This window comes from Rhizobium sp. BK181 (genome assembly GCF_014193305.1).
Lineage (GTDB): Bacteria > Pseudomonadota > Alphaproteobacteria > Rhizobiales > Rhizobiaceae > Rhizobium.
In genome coordinates this window covers 90,911-110,157 of record NZ_JACHZA010000009.1, presented here as the reverse complement: position 1 = coordinate 110,157, position 19,247 = coordinate 90,911, and the positions used below count along the sequence as shown (strand labels likewise).

Annotated in this window: 19 protein-coding genes and 1 pseudogene; 9 read left to right on the top strand and 11 right to left on the bottom strand. The window is 58.6% G+C overall.

The genetic code is table 11. From position 1 onward, the window contains the following. Positions 1-9: 9 nt before the first annotated feature. Entirely contained in the window at positions 10-1,794 is a 1,785-nt protein-coding gene (gene gcl / locus FHT77_RS20040; protein ID WP_183756662.1) for a glyoxylate carboligase, read from the bottom strand. Between the two features lie 321 nt (positions 1,795-2,115). Between gcl and FHT77_RS20035 the strand changes: the two genes are divergently transcribed. The 3 genes from FHT77_RS20035 (at position 2,116) to FHT77_RS20025 (ending at position 4,077) form a co-directional block, all read left to right on the top strand. Further along, positions 2,116-2,757 carry a DUF1326 domain-containing protein gene (locus tag FHT77_RS20035; protein ID WP_183756661.1) on the top strand — a complete coding sequence of 214 codons (642 nt, stop codon included), beginning with the start codon at positions 2,116-2,118 and terminating at the stop codon, positions 2,755-2,757. A gap of 8 nt (positions 2,758-2,765) precedes the next feature. Then, a complete protein-coding gene (locus FHT77_RS20030) occupies positions 2,766-3,581 on the top strand; it encodes a DUF2182 domain-containing protein (protein WP_183756660.1) in 816 nt (271 codons plus the stop codon). A 304-nt stretch (positions 3,582-3,885) separates the two neighbouring features. Continuing rightward, entirely contained in the window at positions 3,886-4,077 is a 192-nt protein-coding gene (locus FHT77_RS20025) for a DUF6494 family protein (RefSeq protein ID WP_183756659.1), read from the top strand. 389 nt (positions 4,078-4,466) lie between these two features. Here the strand turns inward: FHT77_RS20025 and FHT77_RS20020 are convergent, their stop codons facing one another. Then, entirely contained in the window at positions 4,467-4,859 is a 393-nt protein-coding gene (locus tag FHT77_RS20020; RefSeq protein WP_183756658.1) for a response regulator, read from the bottom strand. 278 nt (positions 4,860-5,137) lie between these two features. After that, positions 5,138-6,037 carry a LysR substrate-binding domain-containing protein gene (locus tag FHT77_RS20015; protein WP_183756657.1) on the bottom strand — a complete coding sequence of 300 codons (900 nt, stop codon included), beginning with the start codon at positions 6,035-6,037 and terminating at the stop codon, positions 5,138-5,140. 108 nt (positions 6,038-6,145) lie between these two features. On the opposite strand from FHT77_RS20015, the gene FHT77_RS20010 reads away from it, so the two are divergent. The 4 genes and pseudogenes from FHT77_RS20010 (at position 6,146) to FHT77_RS31435 (ending at position 10,160) form a co-directional block, all read left to right on the top strand. After that, entirely contained in the window at positions 6,146-7,399 is a 1,254-nt protein-coding gene (locus tag FHT77_RS20010; protein WP_183756656.1) for an SRPBCC family protein, read from the top strand. Further along, positions 7,389-8,471, top strand: coding sequence for an FAD-binding oxidoreductase (locus FHT77_RS20005; protein WP_183756655.1), 1,083 nt, complete (start codon positions 7,389-7,391; stop codon positions 8,469-8,471). Before FHT77_RS20010 ends, FHT77_RS20005 begins: the two co-directional genes overlap by 11 nt. Before the next feature lie 26 nt (positions 8,472-8,497). After that, complete coding sequence (locus FHT77_RS20000) at positions 8,498-9,778, top strand: M24 family metallopeptidase (RefSeq protein WP_183756654.1); 1,281 nt, start codon at positions 8,498-8,500, stop codon at positions 9,776-9,778. A 104-nt stretch (positions 9,779-9,882) separates the two neighbouring features. Further along, a pseudogene (locus tag FHT77_RS31435) lies at positions 9,883-10,160 on the top strand (CrpP-related protein). Between the two features lie 185 nt (positions 10,161-10,345). Here FHT77_RS31435 and FHT77_RS19995 read toward each other — a convergent pair. The 4 genes from FHT77_RS19995 to FHT77_RS19980 all read right to left on the bottom strand — a co-directional run bounded on the left by FHT77_RS19995 (position 10,346) and on the right by FHT77_RS19980 (position 12,335). Then, positions 10,346-10,597 carry a hypothetical protein gene (locus FHT77_RS19995; RefSeq protein WP_183756653.1) on the bottom strand — a complete coding sequence of 84 codons (252 nt, stop codon included), beginning with the start codon at positions 10,595-10,597 and terminating at the stop codon, positions 10,346-10,348. Positions 10,598-10,625: 28 nt separating this feature from the next. Then, entirely contained in the window at positions 10,626-10,856 is a 231-nt protein-coding gene (locus tag FHT77_RS19990) for a hypothetical protein (RefSeq protein WP_183756652.1), read from the bottom strand. Between the two features lie 197 nt (positions 10,857-11,053). Continuing rightward, entirely contained in the window at positions 11,054-11,482 is a 429-nt protein-coding gene (locus FHT77_RS19985; RefSeq protein ID WP_183756651.1) for a hypothetical protein, read from the bottom strand. Between the two features lie 439 nt (positions 11,483-11,921). Then, a complete protein-coding gene (locus FHT77_RS19980; RefSeq protein ID WP_183756650.1) occupies positions 11,922-12,335 on the bottom strand; it encodes a hypothetical protein in 414 nt (137 codons plus the stop codon). Positions 12,336-12,705: 370 nt separating this feature from the next. On the opposite strand from FHT77_RS19980, the gene FHT77_RS19975 reads away from it, so the two are divergent. Further along, complete coding sequence (locus tag FHT77_RS19975) at positions 12,706-14,226, top strand: nucleobase:cation symporter-2 family protein (protein ID WP_210280974.1); 1,521 nt, start codon at positions 12,706-12,708, stop codon at positions 14,224-14,226. Between the two features lie 11 nt (positions 14,227-14,237). Further along, complete coding sequence (locus tag FHT77_RS19970; protein WP_183756649.1) at positions 14,238-14,843, top strand: deaminase; 606 nt, start codon at positions 14,238-14,240, stop codon at positions 14,841-14,843. A 38-nt stretch (positions 14,844-14,881) separates the two neighbouring features. Here the strand turns inward: FHT77_RS19970 and urtE are convergent, their stop codons facing one another. Genes urtE through urtB form a run of 4 tightly spaced genes read right to left on the bottom strand, consistent with a single transcriptional unit; the run spans position 14,882 to position 19,117 of the window. Next, the gene (gene urtE / locus FHT77_RS19965) at positions 14,882-15,577 is read right to left on the bottom strand and encodes an urea ABC transporter ATP-binding subunit UrtE (RefSeq protein ID WP_183756648.1); all 696 of its coding nucleotides are present in this window, start codon (positions 15,575-15,577) and stop codon (positions 14,882-14,884) included. Between the two features lies 1 nt (position 15,578). After that, a complete protein-coding gene (gene urtD, locus FHT77_RS19960) occupies positions 15,579-16,334 on the bottom strand; it encodes an urea ABC transporter ATP-binding protein UrtD (protein WP_183756647.1) in 756 nt (251 codons plus the stop codon). Positions 16,335-16,340: 6 nt separating this feature from the next. Further along, complete coding sequence (urtC, locus tag FHT77_RS19955; RefSeq protein WP_183756646.1) at positions 16,341-17,504, bottom strand: urea ABC transporter permease subunit UrtC; 1,164 nt, start codon at positions 17,502-17,504, stop codon at positions 16,341-16,343. Then, positions 17,501-19,117, bottom strand: a complete 1,617-nt coding sequence (urtB, locus tag FHT77_RS19950; RefSeq protein ID WP_183756744.1) for an urea ABC transporter permease subunit UrtB — start codon at positions 19,115-19,117, stop codon at positions 17,501-17,503. The genes urtC and urtB overlap by 4 nt, the downstream gene beginning before the upstream one ends. Positions 19,118-19,247: the final 130 nt, after the last annotated feature.

Genomic DNA, 19,247 nt, shown 5'->3' with positions numbered 1-19,247 from the left:
TCGCCTGTTTCAATCCAGGAGGGCAAGCGTGGCAGTCGGCGCATCCTCGCCCCGCTCGGCGAGTTCCTCGAATTCGACGACCGCATTGATGTCGGTGCCCATGGCGATGTTGGTCACGCGCTCGAGGATGAACTCGATGACAACAGGGACCCGATGCTCCTTCATCAGTGCCTTTGCCGCGGTGAACGCTTCCTGGAACTCGTTCGGACTGCGAACACGGATCGCCTTGCAGCCCAGACCCTCGGCGACCGCTACGTGGTCGACGCCGTAGCCTGGTTCGGCATCGTCTAAAGCGTTGATGTTTTCGAAGGCAAGGCTCACCTCAAAATCCATGTTGAACCCCCGCTGGGCCTGGCGGATCAGGCCGAGATAGGAGTTGTTCACGACCACGTGCAGGTAGGGCAGCTTATGTTGCGCTCCGACCGCAAGCTCTTCTATGAGGAACTGGAAATCGTAGTCGCCGGAAAGTGCGACGATGGGTCGATCGGGATCGGCAGCCCGGACGCCGAGCGCTGCCGGCAACGTCCAGCCAAGCGGGCCTGCCTGGCCGCAATTGATCCAGTTGCGCGGCTTGTAGACATGCAGGAACTGAGCGCCGGCGATCTGGCTCAGACCGATGGTCGAGACATAGCAGGTGTCGCGATCGAACGCCTTGTTCATTTCCTCGTAAACGCGTTGCGGCTTCAGTGGCGTCTGATCGAAATGGGTCTTTCGCAGCATCGTGCGCTTGCGTTCCCGGCATTCTTCTGCCCAGGAAGACCAGTCACGCAACTTGCCGGCAACCTTCCACTCCGTCGCCACATCGAGGAGGAGCTTCAGAGCGGCGCCCGCATCGGACACGATGCCGAAGTCCGGAGCAAAGACGCGGCCGATCTGCGTGGGCTCGATATCGACATGGACGAACGTCCGCCCTTCGGTATAGGTCGCAACGTTGCCGGTATGCCGGTTTGCCCAGCGGTTGCCAATGCCGAAGACAAAATCGGAAGCAACAAGCGTGGCGTTGCCGTAGCGATGCGACGTCTGCAGGCCGCACATGCCGGCCATCAGGGGATGATCATCCGGTATCGTACCCCAGCCCATCAACGTCGGGATGACAGGAACACCGATTATCTCGGCGAACTCGACAAGGAGATCCGAGGCGTCGGCGTTGATGATGCCGCCGCCGGCGACAATCAAGGGTCGCTCGGATGCATTCAACATCGCAAGGGCTTTTTCGGCCTGGGCACGCGTCGCAGTTGGCTTGTAGGGCTCGAGCGATGCGTAGGTTTCGATATCGAACTCGATTTCGGCGAGCTGGACATCGACTGGCAGGTCGATGAGAACCGGACCCGGGCGTCCGGACCGCATGACGTGGAACGCCTTCTGGAAGACGAAGGGGACAAGCGCCGGCTCCATGACTGTCACCGCCCACTTGGTGACGGGCGCCGCGATCTTTGCGATATCGACCGCCTGAAAATCCTCCTTGTCGAGCCGGGCGCGCGGCGCCTGGCCGGTGATGCAGAGAATTGGAATTGAATCCGCCGATGCCGAGTAGAGACCGGTAATCATGTCGGTCCCGGCCGGTCCTGATGTCCCGACGCAAACGCCGATGTTGCCAGCGCGGGCCCGGGTGTAGCCCTCTGCCATATGGCTTGCGGCCTCGACATGGCGAGCCAGGATATGGCGGATCGAGCCGCGGGCCTTCAGGGCGGAGTAGAAGGGGTTGATTGCCGCGCCCGGAACACCGAAGGCACAGTCGATGCCCTCCTTCTCCAGAACCAGAACCGCTGCATCGACAGCTCGCATTTTCGCCATGGGAAATCCTCCATTTCTTGACTGCAAGCGTAGCCGATCGGCCTGAGGAAGCAACCCAGAAATGGAAATCATTCCCACTATGCGGAAATAAACATATTCAATAAAACCGAAACAATCGGCTCGCGGCTTGCTTGTTTGGGCCAACAGGAATCTTTTGCTTCAGATGCACGCCGCTGCGTGACACAGGGATGGCGTCGCGTGACCTCGCCCGAAGCGCTTTTGCGAAGGTGACGCCCCCGCGTTATGGCTGTTCCACTACCTCCACCGCTATATTAGTGATATCTGTATTAGCGGCCATAATGACCGTTTGTGGAGGCAATCATGACACCTTGGGAGATCGATGCCCTCGAGATCGCGAATTGCAATTGCAGCTTCGGATGCCCCTGTCAGTTCAACTCGTTGCCGACGAACGGCAATTGCGAGGCAGCAGTAGGATTTGTCATAAAATCCGGCTTTCACGGCGATGTCCGCCTTGATGGTGTGAAGATGGCGATGACCGCCAAATGGCCGGGTCCGATCCATCTCGGCAACGGAACGATACAGCTCGTGGTGGATTCGAACGCGACCCCGGCGCAACGCGATGCGGTCGCGACGATTGTCTCGGGCGGCGATACCGAAGACATGGCGACCATGTTCTGGGTGTTCAGCAAGATGTCTCCGACCAAACTCGACGTGTTGTCCAAGCCGATCGATCTTGAGGTGGATGTCGACAAGCGCACGGGTCACGTCCGTGTGCCCGATTTCTTCGAGATGGAGGTTCAGCCGATCCGCAATCCCGTGACAGGGGCCGAGCATCGCGCGCGGATCAATCTTCCGCACGGATTCGAATATCGGGTCGCCGAAATGGCTAGCGGCACGACTCGCACCTCCGGTGCGATTTCACTCGAGAACAACAAGGACACGCATGTTCATATCTGCCGGGTATACATGAACGGCAAGGGTGTCATCGAACACGCCGCCTGAGAACCGCCATGCAACGATCGACCGTCGAACGCCTCCTCGCCCGCGACCGGATGATCGTGGTCGCGGCGCTTGCCCTTTCCGTGTTCATATCTGCCTGGTACATCCTCCAGGGCGCGGGAACGGGCATGTCCCCGACAGACATGTCGGCCGAAACCGGCCCAGCGGGAGCGCTTCTTGCGGGCATTCCGGATATGATTGGCCCTCATATGTGGTCGCTTCGATACGCGGTAACCGTCTTCATCATGTGGTGGCTTATGATGGTCGCCATGATGGTGCCAAGCGCCGCGCCAACCGTACTTCTCTACGGAGCGCTGCAACGGGAACGAGGTGCGGGGCCACCCCTGGAATTCCTGGCTGGATACCTCGCGATCTGGGCCTTGTTCAGCTTTGCGGCGACGATAATCCAGGCAATCCTGGGCGCGGGAGGCATGATTTCCGTGATGTACATGAGCCTGGCAACGGCCTTCATGGGAGCGGTGGTGCTTATTGGCGCGGGGCTGTTCCAACTCTCACCTTTGAAATCAGTCTGTCTTGACCACTGCCGGAGTCCGGTCGCTTCTCTGACCAAGCATCGGCGGACCGGCAGAGCGGCCGCATTCCGCATGGGTCTTCTCCACGGCAGATATTGTCTAGGGTGTTGCTGGGCACTGATGGCGCTTCTGTTCGTCGGCGGCATCATGAACATCTGGTGGATTGCAGCCATCACCGCCTACATCGCCGTCGAGAAACTCGCTCCGGGCGGAAAGTGGGTCTCACGGATCATGGGCGGAGCGCTCATCGTCTGCGGACTTGTACTTCTTTTGAAAACGGCCGAGGCCGTTTGAAACAAGCACTCGAATGCATTCCTGACGGAAGTTCGAACTGCCTGACGCTTAAACCTCGCAGAGCCAACAATGGGCGAAAGGCTCCGAACGACGGGCAGTGTTGCCGGGCAAATGCTGATCATCAACAGCAATGAGGGCAACGCATCCTCTGAAAAAAAGCGTCGCGCGACCGACGATCCGTCGGACTTCGCAGCTGCAACGGCCAGCCCCGGTTGGCTTCGACGATTTGTCGCCACCGTCTGTCGCGCTTCCCTGACGATTTGCATTCTCTTACAATTCCGGCCAATCAAGAGGAGTTCCCGTCATGAGCGACGACGCTTTCAACATGTCGATCCGGAAGTTCTTGAAGGAGGTCGGCGTGACCTCACAGCGCAAGATCGAGGAGACCGTCCGCAATGGGAGAATCGGCGGCAAGACCCTGAAGGTTCGAATGACGTTGACTGCGGATGACACCGATCTAAACCACGTGGTCGAGGGCGAGATCGAATTACCCTAGTCCGACGACCCGACCGTGTCTCGTTGATCGAGAACGACCTTGGGGGTGAAGGATGGTTAGGTCACCCGCTTACTTCTCCTTCGCAGGTGTCACGCTGCCCATAGAATTACCAGGACCCTCATGCCAAAGAAGCAGAGCGCTCATCCCAAACCCATTCAAGACCCTACGACAGGACAGTGGCGAGCAAGGAGTGCGTGAGTCCGAAGCAATAACATGCGCCAGTCAGGATCATCAGGAAGCAGACGACGTTTGCTCCGATCCTCATCATCGCTAGGTCCTATCATTGTCTGGCCACTGGCGATTTTCATCGTGCCGGGCAGAGGTCTCGTTGGCTGTTCGTGTTTCTACTTACCTGGGACGGTAGCGCTCCCGGCAGGCCGTGCGCGATATTAACGGTCGCTGCGCTCTTCTTTCTCGGCCACCAAGAGCGCCAGCTCCGCAGCCAGTTGTCCAAGGCTGAAAGGCTTCAGGAAGCATCGAACGCTGCTGAAACGGTCCGGAATGTCGTTTGGATTTCCACCTGAAGTAAACACGAACGGTACCCGCGCTTGATCCAGCTTGTCTGCGACCTCGTAAACCAGCTCGCAGCTGCCGAGACGGATATCCAGGACGGCAAGATCGACGGTCGTAGCCTCTAGGTTCCGCAGCCTGGTTTCCAGATCAGGGTATGGCCCGACAACCTCGCTGCCCTGCTCTTCGAGCGTCAGGGCTACGTCGCTTGCCTGCAAGTAATCGTCCTCAACCACGAGCACACGCTTGGAGAATAAGTCCGCAAACTGCATCTGAACTCCCCCAGTGTTTGTGTGTTGTTCAAAAAACCGGCGGTGCTGCAGGAGGCTTAGACCTCGCCCTTCCGATGCCACCGAGACCCACTATCGTCGTGCTGAGATCAATACGCAATCGGCTTTTCCTCCGCTCAAAGGAGTTCCGCTCGATGGAGTGAGAACAGGCATAGGCGCGATGTCATCTGGACGCATTGATACAGAAACGAAAGATTTCAGCCTGGTGCACGAGGATGCGTCGTGCGGAGGGATCGAAACCGTCGCCCCACGATGGTGGATCAGTGTGGTTGCGCACAGGTTAGAGCCTCGCCCAGCCATTTTGCCGCATGCTCAGCGGCAAACGTTCTTCTCGTCCTTAATGGCAAAAGGACGTTGTATCGATCCGCCGTCGGTAGTTCATCTGCCTCAAGCGCGACCAGCGTGCCATCGTCGAGGAAGGTTTGGATCAGGAGGCTCCACCCGAGTGCTACGCCCTGCCCGGCGCGGGCGGCCGCGATCGACTCGGTGTAGTGATTGAAGCGTAGCGTTGGCTTTACCCGCAAATTCCGGCCCGTTTCGTCCGACCATTGCGACCAGGAAAGCCATGACCGGTCCTGGGCATCGGTTTCGATAAATTCGTCGGCATCAGAAAGTGCGGGCGCGGCACGGCGCGCGAGGTAGTCCGGGGAGCACACCGGGATAATGACATCAGCCTGCGAGGCGACAACCTTTGCATCAGTGAACGGCGGTATTCCATAACGAATGGCAATGTCGATGCCGCCGGCATCAAGGTCGATCCTGGCGTCCTGGGAGACGACCCTGATTTGAACGCCAGGGTTCTGTCGTCGGAGGTCTGCCAATCGGGGGAGTAGCCAGAAGGAGGAGAACGCAACCGTCGCGCCAATCGATACGACGTCCTGCTGCGACGACCTGACCACATCGACCGTGTCGGCGATGTTGGAAAGACTTTGTGCAAGTGTTGCTCCCAAGATCAGGCACGCAGGGGTCGGCTCGATCGCGCGGTGCTTGCGGACGAACATCGGAACCCCGAGTTCCTGCTCCAGCGCCGCGATCTGTCGGCTGACCGCGGCTTGAGTAACGCCCAGTTCTGCGGCCGCCGCGGTGAAGCTCCGATACCGAAGGACGGCTTCGAGCATCATCAGGCCCGTCAGCGACGGTATGCGTCTGCGAAAACTCATGATCGTCCCTACGCATTACACAAAGTTATGCATGCGTGAGAATTAATGCCGTTGAGGGCCATGCGATGCAAGAGCAAACTGCCACGCATCGAACCATAAGAGGTCATCATGCTAAACAGGCTCCCATCCGACATCTCTGCACTTCTCGAAGCACGTGCCGATGGATATTCGCTGCCGGCCGGCCTCTACACGCGAGAGGACGTCTTCGAGGCTGATATCGACGTCTTCTTCCACAAACACTGGATCTGCGTCGGTCTTGACTGCGACGTCCCCGAGCCGGGCGATGCGACGGTTGTCGACATCGGCAAGACAAGCCTCATCCTGCTGCGCGACGACGACGGCGAACTGCGCGTGCTTCACAATGTCTGCCGTCATCGCGGCTCGCGCCTGCTCGGCGCCGGAAAGACAATCGTTTCGAAGCTCGTCTGTCCCTACCACACCTGGACCTATGAACTGACGGGCGAACTGAGCTATGCCCCGCACATGGGCAAGGAGCTGGACAAGCGGTGCCACAGCCTGAAGTCGGTTAACTTCAAGTCGATCGGTGGCTTGATCTATGTATGTTTGTCCGACAATCCGCCGGAGGACATCGCAGGTCTGGAAAAGGCGATGATCGAGCGCCTTGCACCTTATGACATTCGAAATGCCAAGGTCGCGCATCAGACCGACATTGTCGAAGATGGCAACTGGAAGCTCACGTTGGAAAACAATCGCGAGTGCTACCACTGTTCGGCCAATCATCCTGAACTGTGCGTATCCTTCGTCGATCTCGACTTCGGCTTCGACCCCGAGACGCTGAGCCCCGAGGACCGCGAGCAGGCCGAGGGACACTTCCGGCTGTACGAGGAGCGGACGAAAGCTTGGGAGGCCGACGGCTTCCCGTCGGCTGCAGTCGAACAGCTGGTCGATTGCGCCACCAACTTCCGCACCCAGCGGCTCATCATCGCAGGTGCGGGCGAATCCCAGACCCACGATGCGACCGCAGCGTCTTCCAAGCTGCTCGGTCAGATGACACGCAAGGATCTCGGCGACACGCATCTGTGGGGTCACAACAGCTGGAACCATTTCATGGGCGACCACGCGGTCGTCGCGATCGTTATCCCGCTCTCCGCCGGGCAAACGCTCGTCAGAACCAAATGGCTCGTGCACAAGGACGCCGTCGAAGGCAAGGACTACGACCTCGACAAACTGACCGATGTCTGGATCGCAACCACTGACCAGGACGCGGATCTAGTCGCCCGCTCACATGCAGGCGCCCTCGACCCGGCTTACCAGCCTGGGCCCTATTCCAAGTTCTCCGAAACCAACCTCGACAAGTTCGCCACCTGGTACATTGATAGGATGCGCGCTCATGGGTATTGAGTTCCAAAAGATGATCCCCGCCGAAACCGTCGTTTGGGACCCTGAGACCGACGAGACGCTTGTCTGTCTCGATGTCCATCAGGAGACGCACGACGTGAAGAGCTTCACCTTCGCGTCTCCGGAGGGCAAGCGTTTCAACTTCGACGCCGGGCAGTACTTTCTGTTCGACTTCCCGATCGGCCCGGACGGGGAGTCTCGCTGTTACAGCATCTCGTCATCGCCTCATCGCGAAAATGCGTTCACCGTGACGGTCAAACGAGTGCTGGGCGGCAAGGTCTCGAACTGGCTGCACGACAACCTGGTCCCCGGCACGACGGTCAAGGGACAGGGGCCGCTCGGTCATTTCATCCGTCCGAAGGGGCAGAAGACGAAGCTTTTGCTGCTCTCCGGCGGCTCGGGCATCACCCCGGTCATGTCGATCACGCGTGATCTGGCAGACCGCTACGAACCCTTGGACATCGTTTTCCTTCATGCAGCTCGCACCCCTGCAGATCTCATCTTCCGCAATGACCTGTCTGGGCTTGCTACGCGGATGAAAGGACTGCGCCTGCAGTTGCTGCCGGAAACGGTTGCTGGTGAACTCAGCTGGCCCGGATTGACCGGACGGATCTCTCCGGAGTTCATGAAGTTGGCAGTTCCAGATATCGCCGAGCGCGTGGTCATGTGCTGCGGGCCTGCACCCTTCATGGCGGCTGCCCGTTCGATCACAGCCGCCCTGGGTGTCCCCTCATCGAACTATATCGAAGAGAGCTTCGACGCAGCTGTCATCGACGAGCCGGGCCTCAACGTCGAGGTGCAGCCTGCCGGAAAGATCTATCAGGTCGAGTTCTCTAAGCAGAAGAAAACCTTGGCAGTCTGTCCAGATCAGACAGTGCTTGCTGCTGCGAAAAAGGGCAGCATCAGGCTTCCGTCCTCCTGTGCGAACGGCGTCTGCGGCACCTGCAAGTCGAAGCTGGTCTCCGGTTCGGTCGAGATGAACCATAATGGCGGCATCAGGCAGCGCGAGATCGACGCGGGGATGTTTCTGCCGTGCTGTTCAAAGCCACTGAGCGATCTTGTGATCGAACGGTGATAGAGGCTTGATCCGAGGGCATACAGATGCTGCGTAGCGAGGAGAAGTCGTCGCAATCATCAGCCGCGCCCGTCTTCAAAGACGATCGCAAGCTGACCTATCTCAACCCAGAGGGAGCGGACCGTCCGCTGATCAGTCCGATCCCTCCATCGACCCTCGACAGCGCCAGGCGGTATCGTCTCGGGCGCCTGCGAGCGAAGATGGAGGAATCGGATTGTGCAGCCCTTCTGCTCTACGATCCCGTCAACATTCGATATGCGTTCGATTGTTCGAACATGAGCATCTGGACCATGCATAACCCTTCTCGATATGCGCTCATCCTCGCGAACGGACCGGCGATCATGTTCGAATTCGAAGGATCGGAGCACGTCAATGGTGGGCTGCCTGGCATCGACGAGGTCCGGACGTCAAAGTCCTTCCTCTTCTTCACTTCGGGCAATCTTGTCGAAGCCCGGATGAAGGCGTGGGCGGAGGAGATTGCCGACACCGTTCGCTCTCACTGCAGCAACGGCCGGATCGGTGTGGATCGGCTCGAACCGGCGCCTGCCCACGAGCTTCAGAGCCATGGCTTTACCTTGCTGGACGGTCAGGAGCTTGCGGAACGCGCACGTTCGATCAAGAGTGCGGAAGAAATTGAGCTCATGCGGTGGACGATCCGGGTCTGCGAGGCCGGCATGGCACGAATGTACGAGGTTTCCGAACCGGGGCGCACGGAGCGTGAGATCTGGGCCGAACTTCACTTCGAGAATGCGCGCAGCGGCGGAGAATGGCTCGAGACAAAGCTCCTGACAGCGGGACCCCGCACGAACCCATGGTACCAGGAATGCTCCGATTACATCATAAAACGCGGTGACATGATCTCCTTCGACACGGACATGATCGGTCCGTACGGCTATTGCGCCGATCTTTCCCGCTCATGGACCTGTGGGCACGCTGCGATGAATACAACGCAGAAGGAACTCTATTCGGCAGCGAGGGACCAGATCGACCACAACCTGTCGATCATCCGAGCCGGCATGTCCTTCGGCGAATTCAACGACAAGAGCTGGCGCATTCCAGAGACGTACATTCCTTATCGCTACACTTTGGCGGCGCACGGAACCGGCATGGCCGACGAGTGGCCCGGAATCCTTCTCCATCCCGACTACGATGACGCATTCAGCGGCTTGATCGAAGAAGGAATGGTCCTCAATATCGAGAGCCTCATTGCCGAGGACGGTTCCGAGAGCATCAAACTCGAGACGCAGGCGCTTGTCACACGCCATGGCGCGGAACGTCTGGATAGCTTTCCGTGGGAGGATCTCTGACGTCGCGACGGCAGGGCGTGCGGTCATATCTCGACGACTGTCGGAAACGGACTTAGTCCATCATTCCGGTAGGTAGCATGCCTCCAGGGTGTAGGAATTAGCGCATGACGATCGAAGAGTTGTTAGACCTTCAGGAGGCAGGCTCAAGAGCCCGGATACTCTGTCTTAAGGCACATGAAAATCCATACCTTCAGCAGGAGCGCTTGCCGAACGGGACGATAACTCTCCTGGAGATTGGACGGCGCGTCACGATGCCTGGAAATTCGGTTGGGAGGCCGAAGACGCCAGTCGCGAGGGCAAACTCTCGAAATACGTTCGCGAACTCATTCAATCGTCGGTCAAACCGCTTGGCGCGCGAACCTCACCGTCGAATACGTCCTGACAAATAACAGTTGCGTGATGCTCGTCCGTTGCCGGCACAGTTTTGGCGCTTGAAAAACGACCACCCGTTACGGCGAATAGCGGCAAGAGCAACGCAGGTTTAGGCTCTCCTGTAACTATCAGGGAAAACGCGACCGGAGCGTTACCCCCGCGCTTTGCACAGAGCAGATTTGACGACATGCGTCGCTAAGGGCTGCCCCGGTCGGCGGCGGGCCAATCGTTTGATGGTTCATCGATGACGTCAGATGCTAAAACATCGTCGGCAGGATCCGGATCTTGTTCGAGCTCGTCCCGAAGCCGTCCTACTTCCTTCATGATCTCCTGAAAAACATCCTGTTGCTTCACGCCCAGTGCGACGTACTGATCGACAAGATCTGCGATCTGCGTCGCAAGGTCGGCGCGCCATGTGGAGGGGGCGGTTTCAATATGATCGACCATCGCATCTATCCTGAAGTGCAAGACCAGGTCAGTGTACCGTGTTGGACGATGGCGCATTGATCCTGGTTGCCCATTTGCCGACGTACTTGCCGATCAGGAGCGTCGCAATGTCTTCACTGTCGAAGCCCTGTTCAAGAAGCCCTATCGCGGCCTTGCAGAGTGTTTCGGACGACGCCTCATCCGGCTGAATTTCGTAGAATGAATACCACTGTTTCACCGCTTTCGAGATCAAAGCTGACTGTCCATCACGTCTGGTCATGTGCGATCCATCCTTTTGGTGATCGTCAAGAATCTAGCGCTGCCTTTAGAGTTGTCCACGCGCTTCGTGTTTAGTCTTCTCAAGGAATAGATGAAGAATGGGCGTCTTCACCGACCTGGAAATAGTCCTTGTTTCAAGCTGGTGGTTCACCTGAAGTGAGGGGTGATCAATTCGCCAGCGTTAAACGACCGTCCTGCTCAATAAGCGTCGAATCGGGATAGCATCGCTTTTAGTTGCTCGTTCTGGATACGAAGCTTTTGAGCCAGCTGCTTTCTCAGTTCGTTTATCTCATCTTCCAAGCGTATTGGTTCGACGATGGAATCCATCTTCGGCAATACCTTGGCTGCTCCGCGCGTATTGCGCCGTCTCACCTTTATGGGAGGCTTCGCACCTGCTGTCTGATGCGCTGGCGCCTGTACGTCCGTTCGCTCGATTTGTGTTGTTTGGCCCGTGCCGTCCGGCTTGTTGCCCACATCAGTCTTCAACAACTCGGCGGGCTCGGACGGCTTTTCATCTCCATTGACATTGGCAATGAGAGAAATGTCGGGAGCATGCGTTTCAAGCGCGTCAAGGGCTGCGGTCGAAGCCGCCAGCTCCGCGCGCAAGCTCAACCTGTCCTTCGTCACCAACCTGATCGTTGTCGCCAGCACCGGCTCGATATCGTCCGTCGAGGCAAGCCCGGAAATCGGCCTCAACTCAGGTAATGACGTCAGTCGTGCAAGGCCATCGACTGAGCCGATTGAAGGCGCGACGGACGGCCCCTCCTCGGCGGGATGTATAATGGAATGTGGCGATGCCTGAGTTGCCGGAAGCGGACCGGCAGCCTCTCCCGCATTGGACCCTGGCAAAGCCTGGATTTCACGCTCGGCCTCATCAGACAGTTCCGGCTTGCCCCGGGATACGATCCCGGTGATCAGTTTCCACGGTGATCTCATCGATCCGCCTCCCGACTCGGTGCCCCACAAGTATGATACCGGGCGGGAGACCGGGCTTGCAATGCCAGCCCGGTCATCAGTCTGATCGCTGTGGAGAAGTTAGTATTCTATCACAGCTAAGACGTTCAAATCACGCAGCGCCGAGCCTCTTGCGCAGGTCTGCATTCTCCGCACGAAGTTTCTCGGCCAGCGCCTTGCGGAGCTTCTGATTTTCCTCTTCAAGCTTCAGCAGATCTGCAAAGTCGTCCGACGCAGGCGCAACTGCCTGAGCCTTGCGGGGCCCACGCTTTGCGGGTAGCTTCTTTTCAGCCGTTTTGACCGAAGCAGCTTTCTTCGCTGCCACAGGCACTACCGGAGCAACGGCCTCCGCCTTTTCTACGCTCTTTCGGCGACCCCGCGGCTTCTTCGCCGGTTCACTCACCGAAGTGGAGACGGCCGCTTCAGCGACCGTTTTCGGCTTACGCGGCGCGCGAGTCTTCTTTTCTTTTGGTGCATTTGCAGGTGCAGTAGCGCTGTTGGCAGTGGCATTCATTTCGTCAGCCATGTGAAACTCCTTGATAAGCGAAATGTCTTTTGACTGTGCAGTCGTGGTAAAGATACGCACAGTATTCTTTACAACTTGTTGACTATGGATTCTGCGCCTTGACGGCCCGTGTGAGACAAGACTGGTCGACCTCCACTTACCAGCTGTGAAGCAACAGCTACGACAACCGCCCTGACCGGATTACAATCGCGTATTTTCTAGGATCGCCGTTGCAAAGCTGAACAAGTGGTTGGCATCTCGCTCAGCGACCCTTTTGATTTTCGATAAGGTGTTTCAGTTTTTTTATGGAAGCCAACGGTTCCTTCTTACCCTACCGTTCAGTTTGTCCCTCGGGAGACGGGACATTTGCAGAGGTACGGAGGAGACGACCTTGGCAGCAATCATCGAGGAAAACGTAAGAAAGCCCAACCCGGAAGACGAACGGCTCAGCATTTGGGCAAATATAGCATTTGGCCTGCAACACGTCCTGACAATGTATGGCGGCATTGTCGCGGTGCCGCTGATCCTTGGTCAGGCGGCAGGATTGACGTCTGGCGACATCGGTCTGCTTGTCACGGCATCGCTTTTCGCCGGGGGATTGGCAACCATCCTGCAAACAGTCGGGCTTCCCTTCTTCGGCAGCCGCCTGCCGCTCGTCCAGGGCGTCTCGTTCTCGGGTGTGGCGACGATGATTGCCATCTCGGGCAATGGCGGCATTCCCTCCATCCTGGGTGCAGTCGTTGCGGCTTCGCTGATTGGCCTCCTGATTACGCCCGTCTTTTCGCGCATCACTCGCTTCTTTCCGCCGCTGGTGACGGGGATCGTCATCACGACCATTGGCCTGACGCTCCTGCCCGTGGCGGCGATGTGGGCGATGGGAGGCAATCGGAACGCGCCCGACTTCGGCAGTACGGCGAATATAAAGCTCGCAGCTGTGACACTGGTCATCGTGCTGGTCCTGAGCAAACTCGGAAGTGCATCGATATCACGGCTATCGATCCTGCTTGCCATTCTTATCGGCACGGGCATCGCCTACGCGGTGGGCATGACGGACTTCTCGCACGTGGGTGACGGCCCATTCTTCGGCCTGCCCCAGATCTTCCACTTCGGCTACCCGACCTTCGAACTCGCCGCCATCATCTCGATGTTCATCGTGATCATGGTGACACTCGTCGAAACGTCGGCGGACATTCTCGCTGTCGGCGAGATCGTTGGAACGAAGGTGGATTCCCGAAGGTTGGGCGACGGGCTCAGGGCCGATATGCTTTCGAGTATCCTTGCACCGATCTTCGGCTCGTTCACGCAGAGCGCCTTTGCCCAGAATGTCGGCCTGGTCGCCGTCACCGGCGTCAAGAGCCGGTACGTCGTTGCCACCGGTGGGATCTTTCTCGTTGCACTGGGCCTGCTTCCGGTCGTGGGACGCGTCGTTGCCTCAGTGCCGAGCTCGGTTCTTGGCGGTGCCGGCGTGGTATTGTTCGGAACGGTCGCAGCGACCGGTATCCGCACCCTTTCCAAGGTCAATTACGAAAACAACATGAACCTCGTCATCGTTGCGACGTCGATTGGGTTCGGCATGATCCCAATCGCAGCGCCCGGCTTCTACGAGCATTTCCCAGCCTGGTTCGCCACGATCTTCCATTCCGGGATCAGTTCTGCCGCGTTAATGGCGATCGCGCTCAACCTTCTGTTCAACCACCTGACGTTCGGGAATTCCGATCAGCAGTCGGTCTTCGTCGCCGCGACGGAACGCACAATCCGTTACCAGGACATCGCCCGTCTGCACGATGGCGACTATTTCCTCGACGGAAAACTCTACGACGCCAAAGGAAATGAGGTGCCGCTGGTCGTTGCAGAACCACATCACCGGAGCGGAAGGACAGACGGAAAAGCTATCGCCACACACGCTGTCTGACAGGAGACAACATGACACAGCCAATAGACCAATATGAACTTCTCTGCGCTCTTCTCAGCACCATGGAGAACGGCATCATTCCGTCGACGGAAGCAGGTGTTTCCGCCGGCAACAAGATTTTCGGCGCCGCGCTGATGAGGAAATCCGACCTTTCGACAATCCTTGTCGAGACGAACAACGAGACAGAGAACCCGCTTTGGCACGGTGAAGTCCACACGCTGAAGCGCTTCTACGAGATCACAGGCACAGATCGTCCCGATACGCGCGATCTGATCTTCCTGTCAACACACGAGCCGTGCTCGATGTGCCTCTCGGCAATCACCTGGGCAGGCTTCGACAATTTTTATTACTTCTTCAGTCACGAGGACTCGCGCGACGCGTTTTCGATCCCGCACGACCTGAAGATCCTGAAGGAGGTCTTTACCCTGGATCCTGGAGGCTACAACAGGACAAATGCGTTCTGGAAAGGCGTTTCGATCCATGGCCAGATTGAGAACCTTCCCGAGCCGCAGCGCTCTGAGCTGGCGGACCGTGCCGAGGCCATCCGGCAAAAATACGACGAGCTGTCCGCAATTTACCAGGCAAGCAAGGGTGACAATGCAATCCCGCTGAACTGAGAGGCTCTGCCTGGCGAATTGTTTCGATGGTAGAGATCTCAAACAGTCAGATGGCGACGCGCTTCCGGTGTGTCGAGTGTTTCGGCAACTCCCTCATGAACGATCTCGCCGCGATCCATGATGTAGACATAGTCGGCAAGCTCGCGGCAGAAATCGAGATATTGTTCGACGAGCAGGATCGCCATACCGGTCGTGTCGCGCAGGTAGCGGATCGCCCGGCCGATATCCTTGATGATGGAGGGCTGGATGCCCTCCGTCGGCTCGTCGAGCACCAGGATCTTCGGCCGCGTCACCATCGCCCGGCCAATCGCCAGTTGCTGTTGCTGCCCGCCTGACAAATCGCCGCCGCGCCGTCCGAGCATCGACTGCAGCACCGGAAACAGGCTGAAGATATCATCGGGAATGGAGCGATCCCGGCGTCCGAGCGGGGCAAAGCCGGTCTCGAGGTTCTCCTTGACGGTCAGCAATGGAAATATCTCCCGACCCTGAGGCACGTAGCCGATTCCCTGCTTGGCGCGGGCAAAGGGCGGCATTCCGTTAAGCTTCACATCGTTGAAGCTGACACTGCCGGCCGACAAGGGATGCTGGCCGGTAACGGCGCGAAGAAGTGAACTCTTCCCCACGCCGTTACGCCCCAGCACGCAAGTGATCTTGCCCAACTCGGCCTTGATGGAGATGCCGCGCAGCGCCTGTGCCGCGCCATAGTGAAGGTTTGCATTCTCGACTGTCAGCATCTCAGCGCCCCAGATAATTTTCGATGACCTTCGGATCGGCGCTTACGAAATCGATCGATCCCTCTGCCAGCACCGACCCTTCGGCAAGGCAGGTCACCTTGACGCCGAGGTCGCGGATGAACCCCATGTCATGCTCGACGACGACCACCGACCGCGTCCTGGCTATTTCCTTGAGCAGGATCGCGGTTTCCGCTGTCTCGGCATCGGTCATGCCGGCAACCGGCTCGTCGACCAGAAGCAGCTTCGGCTCCTGCGCCAGGAGCATGCCGATCTCCAGCCATTGCTTCTGGCCATGCGAGAGGTTGGCTGCGAGTTCGTCACGCCGATGGGTCAGCCGAACCGTTTCAAGGATCTCCTCGATACGTGCCTTGTCCTCGCTTGAGAGCCGGTAGAACAGTGTGGCAAAGACACTACGCTTGCGGTTCAGCGCCAGTTCCAGGTTGTCCCAGACCGTATGGCTTTCAAAGACCGTCGGCTTCTGGAACTTGCGGCCGATGCCAAGCTGGGCGATGTCGGCCTCGTCCCGCTTCGTCAGATCGACGTCGCAGTTGAAGAAAACCTCGCCTTCGTCAGGTCGGGTCTTGCCGGTTATGATGTCCATCATCGTCGTTTTGCCGGCGCCGTTCGGACCGATGATGGCGCGCAGTTCGCCGGGCTCGATGACGATCGACAGCGAATTGAGCGCCTTGAAACCGTCGAAGGAAACCGAGACATTGTTGAGATAGAGAACGCTGCTTGGTTTGACGTCAGGGATCATGATTGCTCACTCCGCCGGCTGGACTTTTGCATCGACGCGCTCGCCCTGAAGGACAGGCGGTGCGGCCTCCGTCATCGGCTTGCGGCGCGGGAGATACTGGGCGATCGTGCCGACGATGCCCTTGGGCAGGAACAGCGTGACGAGCACGAAGAGCCCGCCAAGCGCGAACAGCCAGAACTCGGGAAACAGACCAGTAAAGATCGTTTTGCCGCCATTGACCAGGATGGCGCCGATGATCGGGCCGATCAGCGTCGAGCGTCCGCCGACAGCCGTCCAGATGACGACTTCGATGGAATTGGCAGGGGCAAACTCACCAGGGTTGATGATACCGACCTGCGGCACGTAGAGCGCGCCGGCAACGCCCGCCATCATCGCGGAAACGACGAAGGTGAAGAGCTTGAAGTGTTCCACACGGTAGCCGAGGAAGCGCGTGCGGCCCTCCGCATCGCGCACGCCGACCAGCACTTTTCCGAATTTCGAGCGCACGATGGCCGAGGCAATCATCAGGGAGAGCGCAAGGAAGATCGCTGTGGCGGCGAAGAGGGCGGCGCGCGTTCCGTCCGCCTGGACGCTGAAACCGATGATTTCCTTGAAGTCGGTCATGCCGTTATTGCCGCCGAAACCCATGTCGTTGCGGAAGAAGGCAAGCAGCAGCGCGTAGGTCATCGCCTGCGTGATGATCGACAGATAGACACCGTTGACCCTGCTGCGGAAGGCGAACCAGCCAAAGACGAAGGCAAGCAGCCCCGGCACCAGGAGAACCATAAGCGCGGCGAACCAGAACTTGTCGAACCCATACCAGAACCAGGGCAGTTCCTTCCAGTTCAGGAACACCATGAAGTCAGGGAGGACAGGGTCGCCATAGACGCCGCGCGGACCGATCTGGCGCATGAGATACATGCCCATCGCATAGCCGCCGAGCGCAAAGAAAGCCCCGTGGCCAAGCGACAGGATGCCGCAAAAGCCCCAAACGAGATCGAGCGCCAGTGCCAGCAGCGCATAGGTCAGATACTTGCCGAACAGCGCCATGATGTAGGTCGGAATGTGCAGCGGATTGGCCGGGCCGGTCATCAGGTTGAGCACGGGGACCAGCACGGCCAGTCCAAGCAGAATGACGATGGCAACGATGATCTTGCGGTCGAGAGACCGGAGCAGGAAGGCCGTAATCATGCTTCCACCGCCCTTCCTTTGAGTGCGAAAAGCCCGCGAGGACGCTTCTGGATGAAAAGAATGATGAGGACGAGCACCAGGATCTTGCCGAGCACGGCACCCGCGAAAGGCTCGAGGAATTTGTTGAGGACGCCGAGTGACAGGGCGCCAACCAGCGTGCCCCAGAGGTTGCCGACGCCACCAAAGACCACGACCATGAAGCTGTCGATGATGTAGCTCTGGCCAAGGTTCGGCGAGACGTTGTCGATCTGCGAGAGGGCAACACCTGCGATACCCGCAATGCCGGAGCCGAGCGCAAACGTGAACGCATCAATCCAGCCGGTACGGATGCCCATCGATGACGCCATGCGGCGGTTCTGCGTGACCGCGCGCATCTGCAGGCCGAAGGCCGAGCGCTTCAGGAGAAAGAGCAGTGCAAAGAACACGGTGATCGAAAAGACGATGATCCAGAGGCGATTCCAGGTGATCGAGAGACCGCCAAGCTCAAATGCACCCGACATCCAGCTCGGATTGCGCACCTCGCGGTTTGTTGGCCCGAAGGCCGTGCGAACTGCCTGCTGCAGGATCAGCGACACGCCCCAGGTTGCAAGCAGCGTCTCAAGCGGACGACCATAGAGGTAGCGAATGACGACGCGCTCGATCACGAGGCCGACAAGCCCGGTAAACAGGAAGGCTGCCGGCACGGAGAAGGCGAGCGAGTAGTTTGCGAGCTCCGGAAACGCGGAGCTGATGTACTCCTGCACGACATAGGTCGTATAGGCCCCGATCATTACCATTTCCCCATGCGCCATGTTGATGACGCCCATGACGCCGAAGGTAATGGCAAGGCCGATCGCTGCCAGCAGCAGCACCGATCCGAGCGATAAGCCGTACCAGACATTCTGCCCGACATCCCAAAACGCCAGGCTGCGGTTGATGGCGTTGATATGTGCCTCGATTTCACCCTTCAGCTCCTCGGGGGCTGTCGCCATTGCAGAATTGAGGATGGTCAGGGCCTCACGCCCTCCGCGCGCCGTAACCGTGTCGATCGCCGCCTTTTTCTCTTCGGCGCTGACGTCGCTCTTCAGCACCATGACGGCCCGTGCGGCCTCCATGGCATTTTTGACCTCGGCGTCCTTCTCTTCGGCGAGTGCTGCGGTCAAGAGATCGAGGTTTGCCGGATCGGCGTCCTTGAGCAGGCCTTGGGCTGCCGCAAGCCGTGCGCCTCGATCGGGGCTCAGCAGCGTCAGCTGGCTCGTGACGGTGGCGATCACCGTGCGTAGCGAATTGTTGATCTTGACCTTTGACATGTAGTCTGGATCGACGTCGGAAACGACCTGGCCGGAAATCGGGTCTGCATAAGTCGGCTCGTCCTCGGAGCCACCTTGCACCAGCACAGGACCGCCGGTCTCGGAATTCACGTAGAGCTTTCCGCCGCTCAAAAGCTCGAGGATTTCGCCGACACGCGGGTCCTTGGAGGCAACCAGTGCCTTGATCGCGGCTTCGCGCTCGGGGAAATCACCGGCGCCCAAGGCATCGATCAGGGGATGGATATCGTCCTGCGCTTTCACAGCCGCAAGGGCCGGCAAGGCCAGGCACAGCGTAAGAAGCAGGATTTTGATGGCGCGATACATCGGCTTTCTTGCCTCGGTCATCATTGGCCTTCCGGCGCAATCGGGAACATCGTCCTTCTGTCGGCGCAATCCGACGGATCGATTGCCGCTCGTCTCGAAGGCTGCATGTCTGGGGATGAACCTTCCGCCC